This window comes from Nesterenkonia pannonica (assembly GCF_019575955.1).
GTDB classification, from domain to species: Bacteria; Actinomycetota; Actinomycetes; order Actinomycetales; family Micrococcaceae; genus Nesterenkonia; species Nesterenkonia pannonica.
The window spans coordinates 1,730,096-1,754,414 of the sequence record NZ_CP080575.1 but is presented as its reverse complement, the minus strand read 5'-3'; the positions used below and the strand labels follow the sequence as shown (position 1 = coordinate 1,754,414).

At 63.1% G+C, this 24,319-nt stretch carries 38 protein-coding genes and 1 tRNA gene; 35 read left to right on the top strand and 4 right to left on the bottom strand.

Annotated features, from left to right (window positions below; genetic code table 11):
• Window positions 1–674 precede the first annotated feature (674 nt).
• From K0H76_RS12580 to K0H76_RS12495, 18 genes are all read left to right on the top strand, one after another.
• A complete protein-coding gene (locus tag K0H76_RS12580) occupies window positions 675–1,049 on the top strand; it encodes a hypothetical protein (RefSeq protein ID WP_258933214.1) in 375 nt (124 codons plus the stop codon).
• Window positions 1,050–1,066: 17 nt separating this feature from the next.
• Window positions 1,067–1,561 carry a hypothetical protein gene (locus K0H76_RS12575; RefSeq protein ID WP_258933213.1) on the top strand — a complete coding sequence of 165 codons (495 nt, stop codon included), beginning with the start codon at window positions 1,067–1,069 and terminating at the stop codon, window positions 1,559–1,561.
• Window positions 1,515–2,618 carry a hypothetical protein gene (locus tag K0H76_RS12570; protein WP_258933212.1) on the top strand — a complete coding sequence of 368 codons (1,104 nt, stop codon included), beginning with the start codon at window positions 1,515–1,517 and terminating at the stop codon, window positions 2,616–2,618. Before K0H76_RS12575 ends, K0H76_RS12570 begins: the two co-directional genes overlap by 47 nt.
• A gap of 754 nt (window positions 2,619–3,372) precedes the next feature.
• On the top strand, window positions 3,373–4,401 hold the full coding sequence (locus tag K0H76_RS12565) for a phage portal protein (protein WP_258933211.1): 1,029 nt from the start codon (window positions 3,373–3,375) through the stop codon (window positions 4,399–4,401).
• A 151-nt stretch (window positions 4,402–4,552) separates the two neighbouring features.
• Window positions 4,553–5,197: a hypothetical protein gene (locus K0H76_RS12560; protein WP_258933210.1), complete on the top strand. Its 645-nt coding sequence runs from the start codon at window positions 4,553–4,555 to the stop codon at window positions 5,195–5,197.
• 44 nt (window positions 5,198–5,241) lie between these two features.
• Entirely contained in the window at window positions 5,242–5,715 is a 474-nt protein-coding gene (locus K0H76_RS12555; RefSeq protein ID WP_258933209.1) for a hypothetical protein, read from the top strand.
• A gap of 50 nt (window positions 5,716–5,765) precedes the next feature.
• Complete coding sequence (locus tag K0H76_RS12550) at window positions 5,766–6,185, top strand: phage major capsid protein (RefSeq protein WP_258933208.1); 420 nt, start codon at window positions 5,766–5,768, stop codon at window positions 6,183–6,185.
• A gap of 111 nt (window positions 6,186–6,296) precedes the next feature.
• Window positions 6,297–6,527 carry a hypothetical protein gene (locus tag K0H76_RS12545; protein WP_258933207.1) on the top strand — a complete coding sequence of 77 codons (231 nt, stop codon included), beginning with the start codon at window positions 6,297–6,299 and terminating at the stop codon, window positions 6,525–6,527.
• Window positions 6,524–6,703 carry a hypothetical protein gene (locus K0H76_RS12540; protein ID WP_258933206.1) on the top strand — a complete coding sequence of 60 codons (180 nt, stop codon included), beginning with the start codon at window positions 6,524–6,526 and terminating at the stop codon, window positions 6,701–6,703. Before K0H76_RS12545 ends, K0H76_RS12540 begins: the two co-directional genes overlap by 4 nt.
• A 14-nt stretch (window positions 6,704–6,717) precedes the next feature.
• Window positions 6,718–6,867, top strand: a complete 150-nt coding sequence (locus K0H76_RS12535) for a hypothetical protein (RefSeq protein ID WP_258933205.1) — start codon at window positions 6,718–6,720, stop codon at window positions 6,865–6,867.
• A 21-nt stretch (window positions 6,868–6,888) separates the two neighbouring features.
• A complete protein-coding gene (locus tag K0H76_RS12530) occupies window positions 6,889–7,242 on the top strand; it encodes a hypothetical protein (RefSeq protein ID WP_258933204.1) in 354 nt (117 codons plus the stop codon).
• Window positions 7,243–7,248: 6 nt separating this feature from the next.
• Entirely contained in the window at window positions 7,249–7,602 is a 354-nt protein-coding gene (locus K0H76_RS12525) for a hypothetical protein (protein WP_258933203.1), read from the top strand.
• 298 nt (window positions 7,603–7,900) lie between these two features.
• Window positions 7,901–8,383, top strand: a complete 483-nt coding sequence (locus K0H76_RS12520) for a hypothetical protein (RefSeq protein WP_258933202.1) — start codon at window positions 7,901–7,903, stop codon at window positions 8,381–8,383.
• Window positions 8,384–8,392: 9 nt separating this feature from the next.
• Window positions 8,393–8,551, top strand: a complete 159-nt coding sequence (locus K0H76_RS12515) for a hypothetical protein (protein WP_258933201.1) — start codon at window positions 8,393–8,395, stop codon at window positions 8,549–8,551.
• A 3-nt stretch (window positions 8,552–8,554) separates the two neighbouring features.
• Complete coding sequence (locus K0H76_RS12510; RefSeq protein ID WP_258933200.1) at window positions 8,555–8,719, top strand: hypothetical protein; 165 nt, start codon at window positions 8,555–8,557, stop codon at window positions 8,717–8,719.
• Window positions 8,720–8,782: 63 nt separating this feature from the next.
• Window positions 8,783–8,917, top strand: a complete 135-nt coding sequence (locus K0H76_RS12505; RefSeq protein ID WP_258933199.1) for a hypothetical protein — start codon at window positions 8,783–8,785, stop codon at window positions 8,915–8,917.
• Window positions 8,902–9,420 carry a hypothetical protein gene (locus K0H76_RS12500; protein ID WP_258933198.1) on the top strand — a complete coding sequence of 173 codons (519 nt, stop codon included), beginning with the start codon at window positions 8,902–8,904 and terminating at the stop codon, window positions 9,418–9,420. The genes K0H76_RS12505 and K0H76_RS12500 overlap by 16 nt, the downstream gene beginning before the upstream one ends.
• 151 nt (window positions 9,421–9,571) lie before the next feature.
• On the top strand, window positions 9,572–10,156 hold the full coding sequence (locus K0H76_RS12495; RefSeq protein ID WP_258933197.1) for a hypothetical protein: 585 nt from the start codon (window positions 9,572–9,574) through the stop codon (window positions 10,154–10,156).
• Window positions 10,157–10,466: 310 nt separating this feature from the next.
• Here K0H76_RS12495 and K0H76_RS12490 read toward each other — a convergent pair whose 3' ends face one another.
• Window positions 10,467–10,988, bottom strand: coding sequence for a hypothetical protein (locus K0H76_RS12490; protein ID WP_258933196.1), 522 nt, complete (start codon window positions 10,986–10,988; stop codon window positions 10,467–10,469).
• Between the two features lie 34 nt (window positions 10,989–11,022).
• On the opposite strand from K0H76_RS12490, the gene K0H76_RS12485 reads away from it, so the two are divergent.
• The 17 genes from K0H76_RS12485 to K0H76_RS12405 all read left to right on the top strand — a co-directional run bounded on the left by K0H76_RS12485 (window position 11,023) and on the right by K0H76_RS12405 (window position 22,634).
• Complete coding sequence (locus tag K0H76_RS12485; protein ID WP_258933195.1) at window positions 11,023–11,391, top strand: hypothetical protein; 369 nt, start codon at window positions 11,023–11,025, stop codon at window positions 11,389–11,391.
• Window positions 11,361–12,146, top strand: a complete 786-nt coding sequence (locus K0H76_RS12480; RefSeq protein ID WP_258933194.1) for a phage tail tape measure protein — start codon at window positions 11,361–11,363, stop codon at window positions 12,144–12,146. The genes K0H76_RS12485 and K0H76_RS12480 overlap by 31 nt, the downstream gene beginning before the upstream one ends.
• Window positions 12,147–12,369: 223 nt before the next feature.
• Window positions 12,370–13,098, top strand: coding sequence for a hypothetical protein (locus K0H76_RS12475; protein ID WP_258933193.1), 729 nt, complete (start codon window positions 12,370–12,372; stop codon window positions 13,096–13,098).
• The gene (locus tag K0H76_RS12470) at window positions 12,990–14,783 is read left to right on the top strand and encodes a hypothetical protein (RefSeq protein WP_258933192.1); all 1,794 of its coding nucleotides are present in this window, start codon (window positions 12,990–12,992) and stop codon (window positions 14,781–14,783) included. Before K0H76_RS12475 ends, K0H76_RS12470 begins: the two co-directional genes overlap by 109 nt.
• A 70-nt stretch (window positions 14,784–14,853) precedes the next feature.
• The gene (locus K0H76_RS12465; protein ID WP_258933191.1) at window positions 14,854–15,975 is read left to right on the top strand and encodes a phage tail protein; all 1,122 of its coding nucleotides are present in this window, start codon (window positions 14,854–14,856) and stop codon (window positions 15,973–15,975) included.
• On the top strand, window positions 15,951–16,913 hold the full coding sequence (locus tag K0H76_RS12460; RefSeq protein ID WP_258933190.1) for a hypothetical protein: 963 nt from the start codon (window positions 15,951–15,953) through the stop codon (window positions 16,911–16,913). Before K0H76_RS12465 ends, K0H76_RS12460 begins: the two co-directional genes overlap by 25 nt.
• Window positions 16,914–17,119: 206 nt before the next feature.
• A complete protein-coding gene (locus tag K0H76_RS12455; RefSeq protein WP_258933189.1) occupies window positions 17,120–18,619 on the top strand; it encodes a hypothetical protein in 1,500 nt (499 codons plus the stop codon).
• A complete protein-coding gene (locus tag K0H76_RS12450) occupies window positions 18,541–19,344 on the top strand; it encodes a hypothetical protein (protein WP_258933188.1) in 804 nt (267 codons plus the stop codon). Before K0H76_RS12455 ends, K0H76_RS12450 begins: the two co-directional genes overlap by 79 nt.
• Window positions 19,341–19,529: a hypothetical protein gene (locus K0H76_RS12445; RefSeq protein WP_258933187.1), complete on the top strand. Its 189-nt coding sequence runs from the start codon at window positions 19,341–19,343 to the stop codon at window positions 19,527–19,529. Before K0H76_RS12450 ends, K0H76_RS12445 begins: the two co-directional genes overlap by 4 nt.
• A 6-nt stretch (window positions 19,530–19,535) precedes the next feature.
• Window positions 19,536–19,838 (top strand): hypothetical protein, encoded by a 303-nt coding sequence (locus K0H76_RS12440; protein WP_258933186.1) that lies wholly within the window; start codon window positions 19,536–19,538, stop codon window positions 19,836–19,838.
• Complete coding sequence (locus K0H76_RS12435; protein WP_258933185.1) at window positions 19,835–20,239, top strand: hypothetical protein; 405 nt, start codon at window positions 19,835–19,837, stop codon at window positions 20,237–20,239. Before K0H76_RS12440 ends, K0H76_RS12435 begins: the two co-directional genes overlap by 4 nt.
• Before the next feature lie 2 nt (window positions 20,240–20,241).
• On the top strand, window positions 20,242–20,724 hold the full coding sequence (locus K0H76_RS12430) for a hypothetical protein (protein WP_258933184.1): 483 nt from the start codon (window positions 20,242–20,244) through the stop codon (window positions 20,722–20,724).
• Between the two features lie 3 nt (window positions 20,725–20,727).
• On the top strand, window positions 20,728–21,111 hold the full coding sequence (locus tag K0H76_RS12425; protein WP_258933183.1) for a hypothetical protein: 384 nt from the start codon (window positions 20,728–20,730) through the stop codon (window positions 21,109–21,111).
• A gap of 50 nt (window positions 21,112–21,161) precedes the next feature.
• Window positions 21,162–21,314 carry a hypothetical protein gene (locus K0H76_RS12420; protein WP_258933182.1) on the top strand — a complete coding sequence of 51 codons (153 nt, stop codon included), beginning with the start codon at window positions 21,162–21,164 and terminating at the stop codon, window positions 21,312–21,314.
• Window positions 21,314–22,048, top strand: coding sequence for a hypothetical protein (locus K0H76_RS12415; protein WP_258933181.1), 735 nt, complete (start codon window positions 21,314–21,316; stop codon window positions 22,046–22,048). Before K0H76_RS12420 ends, K0H76_RS12415 begins: the two co-directional genes overlap by 1 nt.
• Before the next feature lie 16 nt (window positions 22,049–22,064).
• Window positions 22,065–22,394 (top strand): hypothetical protein, encoded by a 330-nt coding sequence (locus K0H76_RS12410; protein ID WP_258933180.1) that lies wholly within the window; start codon window positions 22,065–22,067, stop codon window positions 22,392–22,394.
• 3 nt (window positions 22,395–22,397) lie between these two features.
• Window positions 22,398–22,634, top strand: coding sequence for a hypothetical protein (locus tag K0H76_RS12405; RefSeq protein WP_258933179.1), 237 nt, complete (start codon window positions 22,398–22,400; stop codon window positions 22,632–22,634).
• A gap of 58 nt (window positions 22,635–22,692) precedes the next feature.
• Here K0H76_RS12405 and K0H76_RS12400 read toward each other — a convergent pair whose 3' ends face one another.
• The 3 genes from K0H76_RS12400 to K0H76_RS12390 form a co-directional block, all read right to left on the bottom strand.
• A complete protein-coding gene (locus K0H76_RS12400) occupies window positions 22,693–22,917 on the bottom strand; it encodes a hypothetical protein (protein ID WP_258933178.1) in 225 nt (74 codons plus the stop codon).
• A 67-nt stretch (window positions 22,918–22,984) separates the two neighbouring features.
• The gene (locus tag K0H76_RS12395) at window positions 22,985–24,145 is read right to left on the bottom strand and encodes a site-specific integrase (RefSeq protein ID WP_258933177.1); all 1,161 of its coding nucleotides are present in this window, start codon (window positions 24,143–24,145) and stop codon (window positions 22,985–22,987) included.
• Between the two features lie 99 nt (window positions 24,146–24,244).
• Window positions 24,245–24,318 (bottom strand) — tRNA-Val (locus K0H76_RS12390).
• Window position 24,319 lies beyond the last annotated feature (1 nt).

The following is a 24,319-nucleotide window of genomic DNA, read 5'->3' as shown; positions in this document are numbered from 1 at the left end:
CGCGATGCCCCAACCTCCTACCCCGGACGGGAGGCAAGGCGGACACCGGAAGGTGCCCCACATGCCGAGCCGCAGCCGACCGGGAACGCAGGCCACACGGCAGCGTGTACGGAACCCAAGGCCACCGCACCTTCCGGCATCAGGTACTCGCACGCGATCCGATCTGCACACTCTGCCTCAGCGCTCGCTCCACCGTCGCTGACCACCATCCGACCGAACGTGCTGAGCTCATAGCTCAAGGCTTAGATCCGAACGATCCAAGCTTTGGAAGAGGACTTTGTAAGCCTTGTCACGACAAGCACACAGCCAAGACACACGGCTTCGGTGGCAGTCACTAAACAAAAAGAGTGAACACAAAAATTTGGCGCGCGATTCAGTCGAACAAGGTGGGGATACCCCTGATGAGCCTTTGTTATAGGCCGCTGGGGAGGGATCTCGATGGTCTGGAGGGTTCAAAAGTTTTGAGACTGCGCGTCTCGTAAGGTCTTTTCGCCGAAAGGGTGATGACTATGGCTTCTGGTGGAGCACGCAATCGTTCTGGTCCGCAGGCTGACCCTAAGTCGGGTCGCTCGGACCGCCGCGGGCTGTCCGCGAATCAGCTTCCTTCTGAGGGTCGCGCTGGAGCACCGCCTACTGAGTGGCCTCTGGCTGACCCGCAGGTCTATATCGAGACGATGAGTGAGTCTGGCAAGCCTGTGAAGGCGTATGACCACGAGGCGTCGATGGAGCGCAAGGAATCAGAGCTGGCTCTGTGGGAGCAGGTGTGGACTTACCCTCAGGCGGCGGCTTGGGAGCGTGAGCGGTGGCGCTGGAACATCGTGGCGATGTGGGTGCGCACGTTTCTGACGGCGTCGGGCCCGGAGGCTAAGGCCGCTGACAAGACTGCGTTGCACCGTTTCGGTGACCAGCTGGGCCTGACTCCGGCGGGGTTGCGTGAGAACGGCTGGGAGATCGTGCGTGACGAGGTGTCTGATCGCCGGGAAGCGACCGCCACGGAGGAGGTTCCTGCTGCGCGGCGTCAACGACGCTTGAGGGCGGTGGGTGAGTGACTGCGGATGGTCTTGGTGTGGTCGATTTCCCGACGTTGGGCGACCTGCTCGACGCTTGGTATGAGGCGCACTGCACGATTCCGAACACTCTTGGTCAGCGGATCCCTTTTCATCAGTCTGATTGGCAGTTCTGGTGCACCGCGAACCATTACCGCGTCCGGGAGTCGGCGAAATGGGATCCCGCAGCGCCACCGCTGGCGCAGGCGTTCGTGTATCGGCGCTCTTTGGTGGTCGCCCCGCAGAAGACGGGTAAGGGCCCCTGGACTGCGGCTATTACGGCGGGTGAGGCTGTTGGCCCGTCCATGTTCTGCGGCTGGGCGAAGGCCGGTGACACGTATCGGTGCGCGGACAATGGGTGTGGGTGCGGCTGGGAGTTCGAGTATGAGGCTGGCGAACCGATGGGCAGGCGTCGACCTGGCCCACTGATCCAGCTTCTGGCCTCTTCTGAGGAGCAGGTTAAGCAACGTGTACGGCCCACTGTCGACGATCATCATGGATGGTCCGCTGACTGACCTGATGGCGGCGCGTGAGGGCTTCATCCGTGTCCTTGATGGCGATGGCGGCCCGAAGTCGAACCGTATCGATGTGGTGTCCTCGTCGGCGAAGTCTCGTCTTGGGCAGCCGATCACCTTCGCCATTCAGGATGAGGTGGGGCTCTACACGAAGCAGAACAAGCTGATCGAGGTTGCTCAGACGCAGCGTCGTGGCTTGGCGGGCATGAATGGCCGCTCGGTGGCCACGACGAACGCGTGGGATCCGGCCGAGAACTCTTACGCGCAGCAGACGTTTGAGTCGACGTCGAAGGACATCTTCAAGTTCTACCGCCAGCCGCCGGCGGACTTGTCGTACACGAATAAGCGCGAGCGGCGCAGGATTCACTCTTACGTGTACGCCGGGTCGCCCTGGGTGGACCTGGACACTATCGAGGGTGAAGCTGCGGAGCTGATGCAGACGGACCCGGCGCAGGCTGAGCGGTTCTTCGGGAACCGGCTGGTTTACGGGTCTGGCACATGGCTCGGCGATGAGCACGCGAGCGCGATGGAGTCGGAATCACCCCTGCCGGCGGATGGTACGAGCGTCGCAGGCGGCTTCGATGGGTCGCTGAATGATGACTGGACCGCCATCAAGCTGGAGACCCGCGATGGGCTGCTGTTCACACCTCTCTACGGCCCGGATCAGCGCCCGGCGTACTGGAATCCGGCGGAATGGGACGGCTCGATCCCTCGCGGCGAGGTTGAGGCCGCCTGGGATGAGATCGCGAGGCGCTACGAGCTCGTCCGCGTCTACTGTGACCCCGGCTTCCATGATGAACGGTCCTGGGAATCAGAGATCGAGACGTGGGGGCAGCTCTACGGCGAGGACGTGTTCGTGTCCTGGCCGACGAACATGGTGAGTCGCATGTTCGGGGCTCTGACTCGCTTCCATTCCGACCTGCGCAAGCGTGACGTCACGCTCGATTCTTGCCAGCCGACGCGTGTGCACCTGCAGAACGCGAAGAAGGTGGCGAAGCCGGGGACAAGTACATCCTCGGCAAGCCATCACAGACACAGAAGATCGACATTGCGGTGACATCGGTGCTAGCCCATGAGGCGGCCGCTGATGCTCGCGCCGCTGGCTGGCTAAGCCAAGACCAAGGAATACGTCTACTTCTAGCTGTTCCTGACTCGCAGAGGGTGTGCATGGACCGCACGCAAGTCATGTCCGTGGTGAACACTCTCTTGCAGGAGCTGAACGACCGGCGCCCCGACATTCAGACTCTGAACGAGTACTACCGCGGGAAGCATCACTTGCGGTTCATGTCGGAGAACTGGAAGCGGCACCACCGCGACCGCTACTCGGGCTTCTCGGACAATTGGTGCGCCCCTGTGGCTGATGCGCCGTCTGAGCGGCAGCGGCTGGTCGGCATTCGTCTGAGCGACGAGTCGGCGGGCCGGAGTGCCGAGGAGCGCACGCTCTGGGATGACTGGATGCGCAACGAGGGCGACCTGCAGTCATCCCAAGGATTCCTGCAGTCGATCATCTCGTCGCGTTCGTTCGTGCTGGTGAACCCTGACGATGACGGGACACCTGAGATCACGTGGCTGACTCCCGGTCAGGCGATCGTGAAGTATGACCCGCAGCGCCCCGGTCGCCGTAAGTTCGCTCTGCGTTCGTGGGTGGATGAGCGCACCGAGTACGCGGTGCTGTATTCCCGGGATCACATCTGGCAGATGGAACGTCGCGCGTCGACGGACAGCGGCGGACTGATCCTCTCGGACTCTGCTACGGCCATGGCGCTTGGAACATCACAGATGATAACCGGAACCCTCTGGGCCTGGTGCCGGTGGTGGAGATCCCGAACCGGCCCATGCTCGACGGCAAGCCGATGTCGGACATCCGTGGGACCAAGTCGATGCAGGATGCGATCAATCTGCTCTGGGCCTACCTGTTCAGCGCCGCGGACCACGCGTCACTGCCTGCACGAGTCATCACAGGCCAGGAGCCGCCGAAGGTTCCCATCCTCGACAGCTCGGGTGCGAAGATCGGCGATAAGCCCATCGACCTCGAGCAGCTCGAGCGCGGGCGGATGCTCTGGCTCACGGGCCAGAACGCGAAGATCGATCAGTGGGATCCCGCGAGCCTGAACGTCTTCACGGAGGTCACCGAGAAGGCCATCGGGCACATCGCAGCGCAGACCCGTACCCCACCGCACTACCTGGTCACGAACAAGGGGTTGGCGAACCTCTCTGGTGATGCTCTGATCGCCGCTGAGACTGGTCTGGTCAAGAAAGTCGAAGAGCAACAGCTGTACTTCTCAGCCGCTATGCGTGAGGTGTTCCGCCTCATGGCGATGGTGCGCGGCATGCGCCGTGTGGCTGAGCAGCTGCGGACCGCTGAGGTGCAGTGGAAGGATCCGGCGATGCGCTCGGATGCCCAGCGCGCCGACTCGCTGATCAAGAAGAAGCAGGTCGGCTACCCCATGCGCTACTTGCTCGAGTCGGACGGGCACTCGCCTTCCGAGATTGAGCGGATCATGGGCATGGTGCGTGATGAGCAGGCGATGGATCCGCTGGCGGCTGCGACGGCGGCCGTGAGGCAGGGGTTCCTGATGAGCCTGGATTCACTGACTGACCAGCACTTGAATGGGCGTCAGCTGATGGCCCAGTCGGCAGCTGCCGCGGTGGCCTCGATCTGGCGCACATCAGTGGATCCACGGAACATCATCCGGTCGTGGCGTGCGGCGATCCCGCAGGCCGCCGAGTCGATCTCCGAGTTCCAGACGCGGGCTGCGATGGACAGTGAGTCATACATGGCCGCGACCGTGCTGGATATGGGACTGGAGCCGTCAGGGCCCCGCTTGAATCCTGCTTAGCTTCGCTGGCTTCACCTACCCACTCGATGGTGCACCCGCACGAATGCTTGAGGAGTCGCTGGAGTTCCCGGCCTACCGTTCATTGGATGGCCTGCGGCGCGGTGCTCCAGCCTCCCGAGCTATGGGCTCAGGGCTGGACTCACTGGTCTCCATGAGTGCGACAGCCGTTGCCGACGCGGGCAGGCAGGCGGATGGGGTGGCGGCCTCTACGGAGGAGCAGATCACCGGCTACGTCCGAGAGGTCGAGTTCGAAGCGTGCGCCAGGTGCTCAATCCTCGCTGGCCGTCAATACCGGACCAACGAGGGGTTCCTGCGACACCCGAACTGCCTGTGCACGCACAAGCCGATCATCTCTGGGCAGCCAGCACCCGTGGTCCAAGATCCGTACGAGATGTTCAACGAGCTCCCAGAAGACCAGCAGGACAGGTTATACACCAAGGCGGGCGCACAGGCGATCCGGGACGGCGCAGACATCTTCCAGGTCGTGAACTCCCGGCGCGGCATGAGCGAAACCGTAAGCGGATCCCTGGTCACCACCGAGGGCATGTCGCGGAGCAGAGGCCGATACCGCGGGGCGGCCGGACGAATCATGGAGCGCAACAACGTCCGCGGCGCTCGCATGATGCCCGAAGAGATCTATAAGCGCGCCAACGGGAACCAGCGGCTGATCAACCAGCAGTTGGAGCGCTACGGCTACACCCTCCCCGGCGGGCAGCAGGGCGAGGGAGTGATCGCGCCAAGCCGCTCCGGCTGGTACGGCGATCCTGCCGGTGAGCGCCGCTTACGCACCTATTAGACCATCCCGACCGTGAGGGTTGGGCGGATCCCGGAAGGGGAAGCATGTCAGAGGAACAGAGCACGGAGACGACTGAAACCACTGAGCCGAATCAGCCTTTGCAGGAGGTCACGGACCAGCCGGAGTACACGGCGCAGGGCGCCGAAACCCCGAGTGAGTCGGAGACTGACTGGAAGGCGAAGTTCGAGGCTCAGAAGAAGGTCAACCAAGACCTTGAGAAGAAGGTCAAGGGCGAAGCAGGGACGCTGCAGCAGCAGCTCTCGGAAGCTCGCAAGGAGGCTGAGAGCAACGCGACGAAGGCCCTGCGCTACGAAGTCGCCGCCGAGAAGGGGATTCCCCTCGAGGCTGCGGCGCGCCTGACCGGAGAGACCAAGGAAGAACTCGAGTCCGATGCCGAGAAGCTGCAGGCACTACTGGGCACCTCGCCCCGCGCCGCCTTCGCGCCTGGTAAGCACCAAGACCCTGAGACGAAACCGTCCCCGAATGATCTGATCCGCGCAGCCATGCGCACCACCTGAACCACCGTCACACATGACGGTTCTACATCACACCCGAAAGGAAGGCCGTCATGGCTGATATTTCCCGCTCCGATGCGCTGGCTCTGCTGGCGACTCAGGACATCAATGAGATTGTGCAGGAGGCGACCGAGTCTTCGGCCGCCCTGAACACGTTCCGGTCCCTGCGCATGTCCGCAGGCCAGGCCCGGATGCCCGTCCTGTCGGCCTTGCCGACCGCTGGGTTCGTCGGTGAGTCCGCGACCGACTCCGATGGCATGAAGCCCCTCACCAACGTCTCGTGGGGACGCAAGGAGCTCATCGCCGAGGAGATCGCTTGTATCGTCCCGGTCCACGAGAACGTTCTGGACGACGCGAACTTCGACATCTGGGGCGAGGTCCGCCCCTGGTGGCACAGGAGTTCGGTCGCGTGCTCGACGGTGCCGTGTTCTGGGGCACCAACAAGCCCGCCACCTGGACGGATCAGGCGCTGATCCCCGGCGCCATCGCCATGCGGCAATGTCGTCTCCGAGGGATCCTCAGGGGTTGACCTCGCGGAGGACATCAACCAGGTCTTCGCTGAGGTCGAGGATGACGCGTTCGACGTGAACGTGGCCTACACGGGCCGCTTCATGCGCTCTCGTCTGCGCGGGCTGCGCGACAACAACAACCAGCCCATCTACCTTGACGGGCTGCGCGGCGATGGCTCCACCCCTCGATCTATGGTCAGGATCTCCAGTACGTCGGAAACGGCACCTGGGACCGCGACCAGGCGCTGCTCCTGGCAGGTGACCGCAACCGCGCCATCCTGGGCATCCGCCAGGACGTGCAGGTGAAGGTTCTGGACCAGGCCACCGTGCACGGTATCGAGCTGGCCACCCGAGACATGGTCGCTCTGCGATTCAAGTTCCGGGTCGGCTTCGCGACCGCTTGGTCCATCTCGGCCGAGCGTGACAACCCCGACAACGCCTACCCGTTCGCAGTCCTTTCCCTGAGGGTGATTCGGGAATGAGTGACCTCAGTGTCATGACAACGAGCTCTGACACTGAGGTCGAACAGCCCGCAGGTAATGCCTCGCGCGCTGACTGGGTGGAGTACGCACTGTATGTGGGTGCCACTGAGGAAGAGCTCGAGGGTATGACCCGCGATGAGATCCGCGACACGTACGGCGACTGATCGCCCGGATGGGAGGCCGTCATGGCTGATGAGCTGAAACCACTGGTCATGACGGCCGACCTCCAGGTGTACGACATCGACGTGTCGAACGGGTCTCTGGTGAAAGAGATCATCGAGGCGGTCTCCGCTAAGCATCAGAGATGCTGCGGGTGCGCCCATCTCGAAGGTCACTTCGACGGCTGCGCTGTACGGCGTGCCGTCCTCATTCCTCCCTCTGCCTGGGGTCCACTGCTGGGCGTGGAGGAGGTTCAATTTAACGAGGTGCCCGTCACGGACTACAAGGTCCGCGATGGGGCACTGTGGCGCCGCTCCGGCTGGGGTGACATTGAGGATGACGTGACGGTCACCTTCACCCACGGCTGGGATCCCGTGTAAGCGGACGTGAAGAAGCTGGCAGTGAACCTGGTCGCAGCTGGCCTGAATGAGGCCACATCTGAGGGCGGCTTGGCTTCACGCCGCGGTCTGGTCTCTCGGCAGGAGTCGATCGACGACTACAGCCTGCAGGAGTCCTTCGTCCGCGGCGAGGACGAGGTCGTCGACCTCACAGAGATCCCCGACCGGACCCGTCAGTGGCTGAGGGAACGGTTCAGCTCCCAGGCATTCGTCACCGGGGGCGCTGATGGTGTCCCGACTGCTGGCCAAGGGACGCGAACGGGCCGAGTCCCTGATGACCGACACCTGCAAGGTTACTCGCGCTACCGGCAATCACGTGACGAACCCCGACACGGGCCGTGACGAGCCGGAGGTGATCGTGGTCTACCCCGTCGACGACGAGGTTGGCCGCTGCAAGCTGACCTCGACGCCGCAGACGGGGACCGGCGCGAGTCCGGTGAGAACGAGTTCACTGTCGAGGCCCCGCGCTTGCATCTTCCGCATGACGCGCCTGTGCAGACCGGTGACGGCTTCGTCATCGAGTCCTCGGATGAGTCGCCGATCAACGTCGACCTACGGGGACACTGCGAGACCTGAACCGCGGCACGTACCGCACTGCCCAGCGATGGAATGTTGAGGTGGTCACAGGATGAGTATTCACGTGAAGATCGAGGGTCTGGATCAGGTGATCGCAGATCTCGACGCCGCACCCCGCCAGACCGCCTCCAAGCTGCGGCCGATCATGCGCAAGGGTGGCGTGCAGATGAAGAACCGCATGACTCAGGCGTTCAGTGGGTCACGCAGCTTCGGGCAGGTTGCCCGCTCCATCGACTTCGACTTCATTGAGTCCGCCGCCTTCGGTATGGGGCACATGGAGGTCGAGGTCGGCCCGAACGCCTCCGTGACCCTTCGGCCGCGCTGGCAGGTATCGCCTACTTCGGCGGGTCGAATGGTGGCGGCGGAACGGTCGCTGAGCCTGATTCGATCCTGCAGGAGGAGGCCGATGTGGCCGCGAAGTTCCTCCGTGACGCCCTGGGTGATGTGCTGTGATCCACTTCGAGGCGATCAAGGCACTCATCACGGACCCGGCTGTGACGGTGCATGTGGGGCGCGCGCGAGTCTCTGGCACGCCGTCTCTGGATGACTACCCCACGTGACGATCTGGGGCGCCCTGCCGACTGAGTACAGCGGCAGCGGTCCGGACGCTCCGACGCTGGCGGATTTTCCGAAGGACTGGTCGGCGACGATCCGGCTGACCTATGCGGCCACCTCGCCGGGTTCGATGACATGGCTTATTGAGCGCGTCCGGTAAGCAGTGAACCGGCAGATCCCGAGCATCGAGGGCTTCGTGTGTGAGCGCATCCGCCTGCAGAGCCTGCAGCCCGTCGACCAAGACCCGTCCATCTCCCTGGAGGGCGGCCTGTATCCGCTGTACGCCATCGACGAGCTGACGCTGGTCGCTCACCGAGATGAGGAGTAGCCGTGATGAAGGAACCAATCGTGGTGGTGTCTAGGCGCACTGGGCACCAGATGGAAGTCCCGCGTGCTCGATATGAGCGCCGCAAAGACCTGTTCAGCCTTCCGGGAGACGCCCGCCGAGGTTGAGGTGCAGGAGCAAGAAGAAGAATCCCCGGAAGATCCTATTGATGAAGGAGGCCATGAATGGGCCGCAGATTGAGCCAGGGGCGCATCAAGCTCACCATCCTGGAAGACAAGCCCGAGAACCCTGAGCGTCCGACTGCTGAGGAGCTCAACGCGGGGCATGACGGTTCGGCGGACATCGATATGCCGTCGTTCGTGTTCACCGCGGCCGACTCGGACACGAGTCCGAACACGAAGCTGGTGTCCCGTTCGCAGACACAGATGGTGACCAACCGCAACCACGAGGCGTCGATGCGTGTGGAGCGCGGCTTCACCGCCGGCGGGGACACGGACAGCGACGACGCGACCGCGCAGAAGTTCATCGACAACGTCGGCTCCGAGCTGTGGGTCTACAAGCGCGAGACCGGCAAGTGGTCCAGCGACGAATGGGAGGACGGCGACATCTACGACATGGGCGGCTCCTTCGAGGTTGACCTGCCCAAGCGTGGCGCACTGGAGGGCAACATCGCCTTCGACGTTCGTCTCCTGCCTCGCCAGGTGTACGACAACGGCACGGTGGGCACCGGCACCGGCAGCTGACCACCCTTAGATCCCAGCGGCGGGGTTGCTCGTCAGGCTCTCGCCCCGCCGCTGGTCCACCCCTTGTAGAGCCTGACGCCACTTCCTTTCTGAGCTCCGGCTGAGCATGTCTCGTCGGGGCTTTGCTGTACCCGAACGAGGAGAGCCTGACATGACTGAAGAGCTGAACCCTGAGACTTTCGACCTGGACGCATGGCTGGAGGACGCGCACCTTCCTGAACGCTCCTGCCGCATCTTCAGCGGCGGTCACCTAGTGGGTGAACTGGAAGCCATCAAGCAGGAGATCGAGGACGAGAACACCGGCGGCGAGGGCACTCTGCGGTCCCTGGAGAAGATCTCGAAGCTGCAGGAGAAGTACGAGGCCAAGCTGGAGAAGCTGGCGAGCTCGGTAATCACCGTCTTTTGCCGGGCGCTGAGTGGGCCAGAGATGCGGGAGATCAAGGACCGCTTCGACAAGCTCGAGCAAGAGAAGAACTGGGACCGTCAGACCGCGGCCGCGAAGTTCTGGTACGCGATGGTCGGCCAGTCCGTGGTGGCGGTGAAGCCGCTCGATGGTGAGCGCCGCGAAGTGAAGTGGACGGCGGAGAACATCGAGGCGCTGGACACGAAGCTGGGCCTCGGGGAGTTCGGGAAGCTCAAGGCCACCTACCAGCTGGCGCAGACCGAAGTGAAGGAGCCGGATGCGGATTTTTTGCAGAAGTCCTCTGGCGCCAACAAGGGCGATACCGCCGAGTAATCCAAATCCTGGGGCTCGCTGAGCGTTACTGCCAGCCCCGTCGCGCTGGTTGCTGGGTGGTGACACCTGGAGCGAGAAGGATGCGCGCCTGACCCTGGCGCACGCGATCTACCAGGACGGGCTCTGCGGCTGCGGCAAGCCGGTCATCGTCGCCCACTCGGAAGAGAATAAGGGTTGGTACGAGACCAAGAGCAGTATCTGTCACGCCTGCGCGGCCAGCGAATCAGCCATGAAGGGCAAGGATGGTAAGCGCCGCGACGCAGAGCCGGGGAGAAGTCCTACGTGGTACTGGACCCCGAGGGTTGAAGCCTCAGTCCCACCAAGTGTCGGTCTCGGAGACGACCTCGTAGACGTCACTTTCCAGACCCTCCGCCATCGCGTCGCAGTCAGTCTCTGCGGGGCAGGCGTGCGAGTAGCGCTCGAGTGCTCGGGCCGTTCTAGTCACTTCGCCCGCAAAGCCCGGCGCGACGTAGTCCGGCTGACTCTCGTATGAGTCGCTCTCCGTAAGCGCGGCACCGAAGTCGGCCATCAGTTCGTCGCCATCAGAGAAGTGCTCGTAGCAGTCGGCCTCTGTGATGTCGCAGTCGGCGTCGTAGTGCTTGTTCCACCAGGCGACGAGGTCTTCGACGTGGTCGTCCCACATCTGGTCACCCCACTCATCACTGGCGGCCTGTCCGTCGCTCTCGGGTGTCTCGCTCGGGGTGCTCACCGGCGCCGACTCATCCGCCGGATCCGCATCGCCGTTCTCTACCTGACCTCCGCACGCCCCGATCGTGACCAGGCATAGCGCCGCCAGTGAAGCAGTCCCTGTGGCCTTCATTCCCTCACGCATCTCTAGATCTTCGCACAACTGAGGAGGCCCGGTTATGGCTGATCGCCGCGTAAAGCTGATTCTCGAGGCGCAGGTCGACCAGTTCAACTCGAACCTTCGGAAGGCTCGCGGCGAGGCTGACGACTTCGGGAACAAGCTGCGCAGTGCGATCAACCAGCCCGAGATGCAGCAGCTGGGTCGTCACCTTACGGCTTTCGGCACCCTGACTGTCGGCGCCCTGGGTATGGCGACGAAGGCGGCCATCGACTGGGAGACTGCCTGGACTGACGTGATGCGCCGTACGGACGGCACCCCTCAGCAGCTCAATGAGCTTGAGGGGCCCTGCGGGGCATCGCTACGGAGCTGCCGACGACGCACCAGGAAGTCGCCGCCGTGGCCGCCGCGGCCGCCCAGCTGGGCGTGAACGTCAACGACGTCGAAGAGTTTACCCGCGTCATGATCGACATGGGCGTCTCGACGAACATGACCGCGGAGCAGGCCGCGACCTCGATGCAACGGTTCGCGAACGTCATGGGCACTCCGACCGAGGAGATGCGCAACCTCGGCTCGGCCGTGGTGGACCTTGGCAACAACTCGGCCACCACTGAGTCCGAAATCATGGACATGGCTCAGCGGATCGCTGGTGCCGGTACTGCCTTCAACATGAGCGAGGGCGACGTGCTCGGCCTGGCGACGGCGCTGACCTCTGTTGGTGTCGCATCGGCCGCCGGTGGCACCGCCGTGTCCCGGATGATGTACGACATCAACGACGCCGTCACCAGCGGCGGGGAGTCCCTCGAAGGATTCGCAGACGTGGTAAGCATGGCTGCGGATGAGTTCTCCAACCTTTGGCAGGAAGACTCTGCGGCCGCCCTGGAGGCGTTCGTCGTCGGCCTGGGCGAAGCCGCTGAGCAGGGCACCAGTGTGCAGGAATCACTGTCCGAGCTGGGTGTCACTGAGCAACGCACCATTATGGCCTTCACTAACCTGGCCTCCATAAACGACATGCTCTCTGACAGCATGGAGCGCGGTAACGAGGCGTTCGGTGACGCGACCGCACTGGGTGAAGAGGCTACGTCTACGACACCGTCGCCGCCCAGGTGCGCGCCTTCTGGTCCAACATCCAGGACGCGGCCATCACCCTCGGTCAGGCGTTCCTCCCAGCCCTTGAGGGTCTAGTGACGAACCTCAGTGGCGCCGTGACGTGGTTCAACGAGCTCAACCCGGTCGCGCAGAACGCCGTCGCCTGGATCAGTGCCGCAGGTGGCGCAGCTGCCCTGGCGGCAGGGTCATTCATCCTGCTCGCTCCGGGCATCATGCAGTCCGCCACGGCCCTGACGGCACTGCGCCAGTCCGGGGCCGCGCGAACACCATCCTGGGGAATCTGGGGCGCACCACGGGCGTGCTGGTCGCCGGGTTCATCGCCTTCGACGCCATGGCGCGAGTCAAGGACCACTTCCGTGAGACCGGGCGTGAAGCTGAGGAGCTCAAGACCGAGCTCGACAAGCTCGCCATCAGTGGTGAGCACGCCGGGCATCTCCTCGGGAACGCTGGCCTGGAGATCAGCACAGGTGTGCACGGCGCCTCGATCGAGCTCAGCAACTTCGAGGACGTCCTTAAAACCCTGGATTCAAGGGCGTGGCTGGAATGGGTGCCCGACGCTTTTGAGCCGAACCACATTCGCCAGTTCCGCGAAGAGGTAGACAACACCAACGCGGCCTTCGAGGCCCTGGTGGCCGAGGGCAACATCGAGCAGGCTACGACCCAGATGTCGGAGCTGACCGAAGGTTCACGGGACAACGGACGAAGCCTCGAGGAGCTCGGGAGACCTTCGCTTACTACGTGGCAGAGCTCGACGGCTTCGCGGCCTCACATGACATCGCACTTGAGCGCCAAGAGCTCCTCAAGTGGGCCTTCGAGGACACTGTACCGGCGGCCATTGAGGCGGCTGGCGGCATCGAGGGGGTCGCGAACGCCGCGGAGGACGCTGCGCGGGCTGAGGCTGAGGCACAGATCGCGGCGATGGAGCTGGAGACCGCCCTTGAAGATGTCGGGGTCTCGGCCGACGGCGCCGTGGATTCGCTGCGCGAGTTCCTCGATGTTCTGTTCGAGGCTGGCATCCTCACCATGAGCGCCCGTGATGCCACCGCGCGCTTCCATGAAGCGATCGACGGCGTCGACACAGCTATCTCGCAGGTGAAGGAATCACAGGGCGAGATGGGCCGGATGCTGAACAAGAACAAGACCGACTTCGACCTCACCACAGAGGCCGGGCGGCTTGCCAACGGCGCCTTCCAGGACGTCGCCCGATCTGGCATGGACGCTGCCTCAGCTATGGCTGAGAACGGTGCATCTCAGGATGAGGTGCAGGGCAAGATTCGCCGGACGTACGACGGTCTACTCGAGGCAGCCCAGGCGTTCGGCCTTTCTGAGGATGCGGCGCGTGAGCTCACTCGTGAGGTTCTGGGTGTCCCGGATAGCGTCAGCATCGACTCGTGGATGTCGGAGGAGGCGAAGCGGGTTGCCGATGAGACAAACAATTCATTGGACCGCATCGATGGTCGGCAGACACGCTCGAACCACACTCACACGGTCACCACGATCCACCAGAGCAACAGCCCCAGAACTGGCCGGATGGCGAATCACAGCATCCCAGAGTTCTCTGGTGGTGGCTCTGTGCGTGGTCCTGGCACGGGAACGTCGGACAGCATCATCGCCGCCGTGTCCAACGGTGAGCACGTGCTGACTGCCCGCGAGGTTCAACTCATGGGAGGCCAGCAGGGCGTCTATGCCTTCCGTGCTGGCCTGACGGGCTCACAGCCGCAGCGGCCCTCTGGCCGCGACATGGTTCCGGCGTACGCGACCGGCGGTGCCGTCTCTGGCGGCGGCCGCGGCGGTGTGATGACGGCTGAGGCGACACTGGTGGGCGCCCGTGTGGAGTTCGGCAGTGATGGGCTCGCACGGTTCGTGGACGGCCGGGTGAAGGTGTCGATGGGTGACCCGTCCGTGATCCGCGCAGCATCCGAGGGGCTGGCTGACCAGTCGGCCCGTGACAGTAGGGGCCCAGTGGCGGAAGACGTTGAGATCACCTACGCCTACCAGTCGATCAACGAGGCTATGGCGGACGAGGGTGCCGAGTTCACCGTCAATGGCATCTCCGGTGACGGGTTGCTGGGCAGTGAGCTCGGCATCCGTGACGCGCCGGGCCGTGATGGGGATGTGCTGATCGAGCGGACACTGCCGTCGCGGACAGTTACAGTCGCGTACACGCTCAAGGTCGCCAAGGAAGCGTCCCACGCGGCGCTGACGGAGCACCGCCGGGTCGAGAGTGTCCTAAATGGCCTGATGAGCCGCCGGGGTTTGGTGGAGCTGGAGCTGAGCCACCTCGACGGGTACTTCATGGCCGCCGAGGGTGGGCTGTCGAAGTCCTCGGACTATGCGCACATGCACCAGGGCACGATGACGTTCTACTGCCCAAAGCCATTCCTCTACGGGTCAACCGTCACTACCACGATCGCGGGTGGACTGATCTCAGTGGGCACCAACCATTTCGTTCAGCCGGTCATCGTCTGGACGACCAGCAGCACAGTCGGTTCCGCCTGGATTGAGGTGGATGGGGTGCGGCTGAGAGTTGATCGGCAGATCAGTGAGGGCCAGCAAATCCGCATCGACTGCGAGCGGATGGAAACCCGTGTTGGCGGGGTGTTGAACGTCGAAGACATCAAGGGCTCCTACCCGCAGGTGCGAGACGGTTCTTCTGTTTCCCGCCACCCCGGCGGGCCGATCGAGTTCCGCTACCAGGAGCGCTGGATCTAGCGCCTTCAACTTCCCATTAACTTCCGAGCGCCTCTGACCGGGCGCTTTTTCTATGCCCTCTGGAGGTTCCATGCCCACCAACGGCACCGCACCCGTGGCGCTCCTGGACTGGGAGCTTGAGCCGATCCGTGTTGTTCAGGACGCCGAGTGGGTACTCGATGACCGGGATGACTCGACCAATGAGCTTCGGGTCACGACCACCCTGGAGCAGGCGGACGGGGTCAACTCTGAGCAGGAGCTGATCTTCAAGGGTCGCCGCTTCGGCATCCGTAAGGTCCATCGTGACCGAGTGGCTGACCGTGCTGTGATCACTGCTGACGAGGTGCAGGCGGAGTTGGCGGAACTCAAGCTCGTGGACTACCGGCCGGATAACTGGACACTGAACCGCGCCATCGATGAGGCAGTGTCCGGCACCCGCTGGACCCGTGGTGAGACCACCGGGATTCGTGAGGGCCGGGCAGACTTCGACGAGATTACCGCCCTGGATGCCCTGCACTTCCTGGCGCGGCACCAGGACGCACAACTGTGGTTCGACTCGTTGCGTCGTCGGATTAACATCACCGGCACCCGTGGCACCGACCACGAGTACGTGTTCACCTACGGCCGTCAGCTCGAGAACATCGAGAAGGTCGAGCGCAAGCCGGTCACGACCGTCATCTATCCGACGATGGCCGACGACGTCGCCCTCGATCCAGTGGAGGACTACGGGTACTACCATTCGCGGGGCCTCTCGATCGCTGAGGCGCGGGCTCGGTTCCGCAAGGAGGACCACTGGGCTGACAACGATTACGAGTTCGCGGCGAACATGCAGCGCGACGCTGCCGCCCGGCTCGCGGTCGAGGCGTACCCGCAGATCACCTACACGCTGACCGCCGCCGCCACGAAGCCGATTGATGGGCAGGATGACTTCGACCTGGCGGAGCTGCAGCTGGGTGACCGGGTCTACGTGTGGGACAACGACATCGACGCGCGCCTGCGCGCTGAGGTCACCGCTGTCACCACCAGCTCGGACGCCTCAGAGAACCGCCTGGTGCTCTCGTACCTGCCACCATCGCTGTCCACGGGCACTAACCGGGGCAGTTCTTCGGCGACTCTGGTCGCCCATCTGATGGCGGCCGTAGCCGCTCCGGCCCGCAGCCGCGCCCCTCCATGCCGATTCTCGAGGAGATGGGCACCTACGGGATCGCCGTGACCCGCTGGAACGGGCAAGACCACGACGGGAACTCGCACACGATCCCGCAGCGGTTCGGCCTGATGCTCACGCTGGTGGCGCCATTGGACGAGAACGGTGACATCCCTAGCCCGCGGGACAGTGCTCGGGTGTTCCGTGGCAGCGACATTGATTCCCGTGGCGGCGGCACGTCCATGATCGGGTTCAACGGGTACGGCGAGTTCGCGATCTGGCATCAGATGCAGGGTTGGGACGGCCGGACCCTCTCTGAGCTGTCTGAGCCGCTGGTGGTCGATGTCCCGCCGCTGTTTGACCCGGCGCCACTGAAGTCCACGCTTGAGGATCTGAACACCCGTGTCGGCCCGGCACTGGAGAAGTCGATCTCCGCGACGGTCTCAGAAACGGCTACATCCCTCGACCAGTTCCGCGTGGAGTGGGACGAGAACTGGGATCCGGAAGTCTTCGACACCCTGCGCGCTGTCACTGAGGAGCTGGATGAGACGCTGGCGCAGAAGGCAGACACGTCGCGGCTCAACGAGCTCAACGACATGCTTTCAGGGCGTGAGCGGGTCCACATCGGCGAGGGTGAGCCGGACGATGAGACCGGGGCGTTCGGGGAGACCTACGCGTGGGATGGCACACCGCATGATTCGACGTCTGCCAAGCGTCGAAATGGCATTGACGTGCAGCGCAACCTCATCGCCAACCCCAGCTTCGAGCAGGGGTTGGAGAGGCTGACACACACCAGCACCGGCGGAGAGTTGGGCAACCCGACATCCTCGTGGGTGGTAACCCACGGTAGCCGGGCGTTGCGTGTCGAGTTCAATGGCGCCACCGCGAACGCTCAGGTTCGCCAACCTGTTCTGGGGTGGTCGCGTGCGACCCTGGCCGCTGGATGGCGCTGTCGGCTGATGTGCGGCGTGGCTTCGAGAGCGAAGGTCGCGGCGCGTCCCACGTAAGGCTCCGTTTCCAGTTCCGCATGGGTTCCACTGAGGTCGCGATCACCCCGCCGGTATCACAGGAGATACCTCTTTCTGCTGGACGGCTTTCGCAGGCTACGCAGATCCCGGATGAGCCGTTCGATAACATCCTGGCGATCCTCTGGTATCAGGGCGGCCCGTCCTGGTCGGCGCCGACTGATGGTGCCTCGTACTCCGACGCGTGGATGGTTGGGGTCGCTGACACCGAAGAGGACGCCCTCGCTCGGGTCGCTGACTACTTCGACGGCGACACTGAGGGCACACTCGGAGACCCTGCGGTCAACGGGACCATCTACTACCAGACCGATGGTGACGACATCGTTGGGATCTGGCGCCGCGAATCGGGCGGCTGGCAGAAACTGCCTCTGCGCGATGAGGTTTTCAGCTCCATCAGTGTCGGGAAGCTCGCCGCTTCGGGCGCGAGTATCAACGAGGCTGTGGTCGAGCAGCTGTGGGGCCAGCTTGCAGTGTTCGACCGGGTTGACGCCCGCGAGGGTTGGATCGGTGACGTGGCGCTGCAGGACGGTGCTGTGAAGTCCCGTGCTGTGGACACCGTAGAGTTCACCGCGTCTGCGGCCTTCCTAGATAACGCCATGGTGAACCTGATTCAGGGCCGCATGGCCGACTTCGATCAGGCGCTGATCGGCGGCACGTTGCTCAAGGACAAGTCTGTGAGCACTCAGAAGATGGTGGTGGGCAACTACACCAACCTGATTACTGACCCGCAGTTCTCGCGTGAGTGGGGAATGGAGGGCGGCTGGCAGAGACACGACACCGCTGAGGATGAGATCGGTTACTTCTGGTGGAGCGCAGGGGACACCAACATCATTCGCCCCTCCGGCGGGATTAGTGGTGAGTTCCGTGTCCAGTACGGGCGTGAACGGCTCGAGGCTCGGCCTGGCGAGAAGTATTGGTTCTCCGCGAAGCAGATGAACAACAGCAACTCGAATCATCGCCTGGGCATCCGCGTGGGGTATTTGGGCGATCACGACGGGGTTATCTACCAGGAAGGTCGCCACTACTGGCCCGCCGGAATGAGTACCGGCGACACTTTGGACTACTCGTGGACAGTCCCTGAGATCGGGTCTATCCGCACGATGTTCATCCTGCTCTACTTCGAGCGGACCACGTCGCACATCGGCATGTATGCGCCGACGGTCACGCAGGCAAACAGTGGCAAGATGGTTATTGATGGCCTATTGCAGGCCACCGAAGCCGAGCTGGAGAACCTGTTCTTCAACGAGGCGGTCGGCAACAAGATCGCCGCAGGTTCAGCGGAGTTCCTAGAGCTTGACGCGGATCAGATCAGGTCGAATTCATGGACTGGTGTGGTCGCCACCGCGGCGACGTTCCAGACACACAGCCAGTCGAACCGTGGCGTGAAGCTCCAGCCTAAGCCGGTCTGCGCGCTTGGGACGGCAGTGGAAACCGCCGCTTCGACCTCTCGGCCAGCACCGGCAACCTCACCGCAACGGGCACCTTCCGGACCGCGTTCAACGGCAACCGGATCGAACTGGAGGACACCGCAGATGGCGGTCATATCCGGTTCTTCTCCGGCAATAACCGTTCAACGATCAAGTCACGGGCCACCATGGGCCGCCTCTCGATGGTCTACAACGACCTGGGTGGCGACGATGACGACACTGCCTACCCGTTCCTCGGCGTTGAGCAGGAGCGGGCGCTAATGCAGTTCCGTGGTCAGCGAATCAGCGTGGGCGGCACCACTCAGGACGACCAGTACATGCTGTTCGAGCCGGGCGCTGAGGGCCGCGCACGATTCCAGGGCGACATCGAAATGGAGCTCTCGAGCCGGGTTCGATTCACGTTCGGGAACTTCCGCACCTTGGGGTGGATGGGCCAGAGTCCCGCCACCTCGAACGCGCAGCTGGCCATCCGTGTTCAGGATGGCATGTCGCTGTCCATCGACAACGGGTATATCGACAACTTCAGCACCTGGGCGAACACCACGGGCGCCTCAGCGAACGTAGCTGTTGATTCGTCGGGCCGTTTCCGACGCAGCTCCTCAGCGTCGCGCTACAAGCTCGACCAGCAGGAACTCGAGGTGCCTGAATCCCTGATCGATATTCCGTTGATCGACTGGATTGACCGGGGCGAGTACGAGCGTCGGGCCCAGATGGACGAACAGCCGAGGCCGTTCACTGAAAAGGACCAGTCTCTGCATGACGCGATCCAGCTGCGCCGCATCCCCGGCGTGGTTGCCGAGACCGTCAAGGAGTACGGCGGGGAGCAGTTCATCACGTACGGCCCGGATGGACAGATCGAGGAAGTGCTCTATGACCGCCTGGCCTTGGCGCGCACCGGCATTCTCTACCGGATCATCCAGGCGGCATTCACTGAAATCAAGGCGCTGCAGGCCCGCGTCACCGAACTCGAAGGAGCAGCAGCATGAAGAACGAAACCGCACAGGCCGTCATCCAGAAGCAGGCCATGCAGATCGCGAACCTGACCCTGCAGAACACGGTCGCCGAAGTTGAGCTCGACGAGGCCAAGGCCGATAACCAGAAGCTGCGCGAGGAGAACCAGAAGTTGCGCGAAGCCAACGAGACTCTGCGCAGCCAGCACGGGGAGACGTGATCAACGATGCCGCTGAGTGACTTCCCAAGCATCCAGGGTCTCTCCGACGACGAGCTGGCCCAGCTTCGCCGGTCAATCATGCAGGAGCAGAACCTCCGCCGCCGACTCGACGCCTCACCGGAGAAGATCGAGGCCGCCATCGCCGAGTACCAACAGGCGTCGGGAATCAAGGATGGCGATGAATGGGTGCCCCGACATCCCCTTTATCGCGACCGATGGCAGGCTCAGAGCGCGTCCACGGAGGGCACACCTGGATCTCGACCATCGACCATAACGTGTGGGAGCCAGGCGAAAGTGGATGGATCATGAAGCCAGAGGTTGACCCTGATACTGGCGAGACCATCTACCCGCCCTTCAATCGTCCTAGTGGTCAGCATGACGCGTACAACACGGGCATGAGGATGACCTGGACGGACGGTGAGGTCTACGAGGCCAAGCGTGACGGTGTCGTGCATTCGCCTGACGAGTACGCCGACGACTGGAAGCTCATCGAGCCCGAGTCTGAGTCTGAGCCGGACGAGGACGACGAACCTGACGACGACGAGTCAGAGTCGGGCGAGCCCGCCACGGAAGCCTGGGAGGCGAACGTGGACTACTCCAACGGTGACGCGCTCACCTACGAGGGAGAGCTGTACTTCGTCATCCAGGACCACACCTCACAGGCACACTGGCCGCCGAACGAGGTCGCATCCCTCTACGAGAGGCAGTAGCCATGCCCGGTCAGTACATCACGCGGCATGAGCCGCCGAAGCTGCGAGACCGCTTCTACTCGGACTCGCTGGGCATCTCGATTGCGGTCGGGTCGCTCATCATTAGCGCGTTACTACTGCCCGCGGTGGCGCCGGAGTTCATCATCAGCCGCGCCCTCGAAGGCCTGCCCTGGTGGGTGCTGGTCATGCTCTCCATCACCATGGCCGTAGGTGCGACACGGTTCCTTCACGCGGCCATTACTCCCCGCAAAGCCTGGTCGAAGAAGGACATCATGCGCGTGAAGTACGGGGGCGCGTTCGCGTTCTCATGCGCATGGCTCGGGTACTGCATCTCAGTGCTCTCCACCGGAAACCCGAACGCCATAGTCACGATCGTCATGTCCTCGTCAATTGCTATCGGCTACGCCGGTCAAGCACGCGGGCTGTACCTCAGTGAGCGCATTCTCAATGCCCGAGAAGAGGCCGAAAAGTTCACTGAGGGGTGACGTATGCAAGCAGAGCATTGGGTAGCAATCATCGTCGCAAGCATCGCACTGATTGGCACGCTGGCGGGCGTGTTCTTCGGCAAGAAACCGGGCACACCTTCACTGGAGCGCAGGGATCGCGAGAACTATCTGGTGGACACTACGCACACTCCAGCGTCACCGGGCACTGAGGGCCAGAGCACAGCCCTTGACCTAGCGCACTATGCCGTCACTGAGGCGCGCGCAGTCGCCGCCCGGATGGATGCCATGGAGAGCAGGTTGAACCGCTGGCAGAAGGCCCATGAAGCCCTCTTCGGATGGGCGCGATGGATCGAAGCCGACTGGCACGACCTGCGCCTGCAGGACCGACCACCACCGATACCACCGGAAGCGCATCACCCCGAATAACCACTATGCCCCGCAGAGTCGGGGCCTTTCTCATGCCCAAGGAGGCACGCATGGCCGAGAAATGGCACACCACCATCGAGCCCTACCGCACAGAGGACGACCAGAGCCTCGATGAACTCACCGACGAAGAGCGCGCCGAGATCGACCGACAGGTGGAGGAGCTACACCATCGCGAGGCAGCAGGGGAGCGGGTGGGGCACTGATGAGCTTCATCGGCACCCACGGCACCAACCCCAACTTCGCCCAAGCCGCACGCACCTACCGACACGCTCGGCCGAAGATCCCACAGGTGGGCCTTCACACATCAGAGTCCGCAGCCGGGTCATTTCTGCTGGCTCTGTGGCAGTTCATTCACACTCGGCTGGGGCCCGGCTCCTACAACGCCGGTGCCGACGTGTACGGCACCGCGAATCAGTACGCGCCCTGGTCCTGGTACACCTGGCACGCCCCAGCGATCAACCCTTTCGCCGCCGGGATCACCGCGAACTGCCGCGCCGACGAATGGGACCGGATCAGCAAGACCTGGCGCGACAACCTCATCAAAGGCATGGCACGCATGGCTCACCAGTACTCCCGCTGGTGCGTGTCCCAGGGACTCGCGCCCGTTCCCGCTCGGTACATCACCGGGGCACAGGCACGCGCTGGCCATTGGGGATTTGTCTACCACGGCAGCTTGCAGAGTGATCGCACAGACCCCACCGGCCCGCGTGACGTCTTCCCCGCGCTGAGTTCATGGCCGAGTTCATCCGCCTCGAAGCCGGAGCAACCGGCACCACCCCGCATCAACTCCCACCCTGGAAGGAACCGTCATGTCCGCAGAAGAAGTCTGGCGCCACCGTGGCCTCGACCACGTGAACGACGACCCCTCGACCAAAGACAGCCAGCTCGCCCGTGCGCACGAGTATTCCGCGAACATCTGGTCACGGATGCGCAGTAACGACTGGCGCGCATGGATGGCTAATGCCGTCCAGCGCTGGCGCGGCCTGGACTACGTGAACGAGAACCCGTCCACCAAGGACAATCAGATCGCCCGCGCCCACCAGTACGGCTACCTCAACCGGGGTAACCATCAGAAGCTCCGAGAGATCGAAGCCGCACAGGACGCCGGATTCAAGGCGCTGGCCGAGCAGCTCGACTCCCTTAAGCCCGGACTCGCCAAGGCTGTGACAGACGCCATGGACTCAGCGCGATCCGAGCAGGTCAAGATCACTGCCGCCGAGGTCGCCGAGCAGCTCGAAGTGGACTCACGCATCACAGCCAAGGCCGACAAGGAAGAGGACTGACACATGCTCGACCGCATCATTACCGACCGCACGAAGCGCAAGTACATCTACGGGATCGTGCTCGCCGTCCTGCCACTGCTGGTGGCTTACGGGATCTTCGACGAGGGCACATCAGGAACGGTCGCACTGATCGCGGCCGCCGTGCTCGGAGTCGGGGAGTCCAGCCTCGCGCTGGCGAACACGCCCAAGAAGGAACCCGTGGAGGCCGACCCCATAGAGGATGCCTCCACACCCAAGTAGCACCACCACGAAAGAGCGCCCCACTTGGCTACGGCTGAGTGGGGCGCTTTTTCTGTGCCTACCGAAACTCTCCCAGCGGCAGTGCCCGTGTCCGCAGGAACTGCACCGGCCGCCAACGTCGCTCCGGCGCACGGCCGCCCTTGCGTTCGTGCTCCCACATCTCCTCGACTGGTGCGGCCATGAACCCGCTGGCACCCTCGGCCTGACTGCGCCGCTCCGACTTCACCCCGAGGTCGCGCACCAGCGCCTCAGCCTGACCCTGCAGGTAGTGGCGCATCTTCACGCTGGCTTACTCGCCGTAGGTCGCCTGGTGAGCTGAGAGCAGCTGCTGGTAGATGGCTCTGGTCGCGTCATCCATGGGCGGTGAGCTCGGCAGGTGCGTGCTCTACTGCCTGAGACCTCTTCGACTGCTGCAGGAGCTTACTGGCGGACCCCTGACGCGCTGGCACCATATGCGCGTACACCTTGTCAGTCATCGCCAAACTGGAGTGTCCTAGACGGCGTGAGACCTCATGCATGGGCTGTCCCAGGGCGAGCATGTGGGATGCGTGGGAGTGCCGCAGAGAGTGAACCTTCGGCGTCTTAGTGAAGCCTGCCTTCTGCGCACGCTTCACCGCAGGACGCCACATGCGCCTGTAGAGCACGGTCACCTCTTGGATAGGCTCAACAGGAAAGACATAGTTGCCGTGCCCCGCAGCGCGCACCAGCGGCCACACTACTGACATCGTGTCGTCATCCACGTCGATGCGCCGCCGAGAACTCTCACTCTTAGGCTCGCCCACATAGGTGCCGGGACCAGTCTCTGCACGCTTCATAGATTTAGTGACGCTCACGTAGGTCATGCCGTCTGCGACAGTGAAGTCCTCGGGCGTGAGAGCCAGCATCTCTGATCCGCGCAAACCTGTGTAGAACAGGAACACTGCGTAGGGCCTGAACTGATCCTCCACATGTCCAAGCACCGTGAAGAACTCCTCCTCAGTGAGGAACTTATTGCGCTCACTCCCTGGTGTCATCTTCGGGATACGTGTCTCTTCGGTGGGGTTCCACGTTATGTGCCCGAGCTTCACGGCATATCGGAGCAGGCTGGATAGGTAGCCATGCGTGTTCTTGATGGTCTTGGGCGCGTAACCCTTTCCACCCTTCCCTTCTCGGTGCATCCATGCCACCCACCGGGCGATGTCCTCTTCGCCGATGGTGTCTACAGGGTGGTCGATGACGTGCAGGTGGTGGCGCATATAGGTGCGGTACTTGGTGCGCGTGTAGTCGGCGGTGTCGATGAGGTTGCCGATGTAGCGCTCGGAGATTTCAGAGAGCGTAGGGACCGTCGATTCCGTGCGCCGTAGATTCTTCTCTGTCGCCACCGGATCGTTGTTCGAGAACTTGAGCAGCCTCACCCATGCCTCGGCCTTCTCGAGGCTGCTGAACGTCTCCGCATAGCGGTTGTTGTCGTGTCTCCAGATGACCCTGTAAGAGGTTTTCGTCTTACCGGAGCGCTTCTCGATGGTTGCCATTACCCAAGCATATGCCTGTCGTGGGAACATCTTCGTGTGATTTGGGAACATTTCGCGAGGTGTTGGGCCTCGATCCCTGTCATATCAACGATCTTTCGGTGCGCCGAGAGGGACTCGAACCCCCGACACCTGCGGTGTAAACGCAGTGCTCTAACCAACTGAGCTATCGGCGCG